Genomic DNA, 891 nt, shown 5'->3' on the forward strand with positions numbered 1-891 from the left:
TGCACATAACCCTGTCAAGTAGACAATAAAAAAAGAGTATTTTTTAAGCTGCGGCCTTTTCTCGATATTCAATTGGGGAAAGGCCGTTGAATTTCTCTTGAAAGCGAGCCGTATTGTAAAACTCTATATACTCTTGAATAGCTAGATAAGCTTGCTCTGCTGTTTTTGGACATTTTAAATATAACTTTTCTGTTTTTAAATGTGAGAAGAAGCTTTCTATACACGCGTTGTCGTGACAATTCCCACGACGAGAGTGGCTTCCTCGAATGCCGAGTTCCTTCACCTGATTTTCATATGATTTCGTCGTATATTGGAATCCTTGATCTGAGTGCAGGAGAGCCCCCTTGCTAAACGGCTTGTCCCTTAGCTGGTTTAGTGTATTATGAACCCATTCAAGATCATTTCGTGTAGAAACTTCCCATGCAACAATTTCATTATTATACAAATCTAATCCGGCGGAAAGGTAGGCAAACGTGTCTCCAATCCGTACATAGGTTATATCTGTTACTAACTTATGAAACCTCATCTCTGCGTAGAATTCACGATTTAAGACATTATGAAATACAACTGACCCTCTTCGACCGTAGAAAGGGCGTTTCTTCCGAATGACAGATTGGACCCCCAACTCTCTCATCAATCGACGAACACGCTTGTGGTTTACAACGATTCCTTCTCTGGACAAAGCTCCAGTCATCCGTTTATATCCGTAGTAGGGGTGTAGCTTATGGATGGCTAAAATATGTTCCTTTATCCATAAATTTTTCTCAAGTCGCAAAGAACGAGCAGAATGTGTCTTCCGCCATTTGTAGTATCCAGCCTTTGAAACTTCAGCGATTTTTAATAGCCACGAAAGTGGGTACGTTTTCCTCAAACCATCGATTATTTGAAACC

General features: G+C 40.4%; 1 protein-coding gene. It reads right to left on the reverse strand.

Going from position 1 to position 891, the window contains the following annotated elements; translation table 11 throughout:
* Positions 1 to 43 precede the first annotated feature (43 nt).
* Positions 44 to 891, reverse strand: an 848-nt coding sequence (locus tag IOC57_RS25490; RefSeq protein WP_207441368.1) for an IS3 family transposase, incomplete at its 5' end; no start/stop codon positions are given.

The organism is Bacillus sp. SD075 (genome assembly GCF_017355165.1).
In the GTDB taxonomy this organism is placed as follows: Bacteria; Bacillota; Bacilli; order Bacillales; family DSM-1321; genus Peribacillus.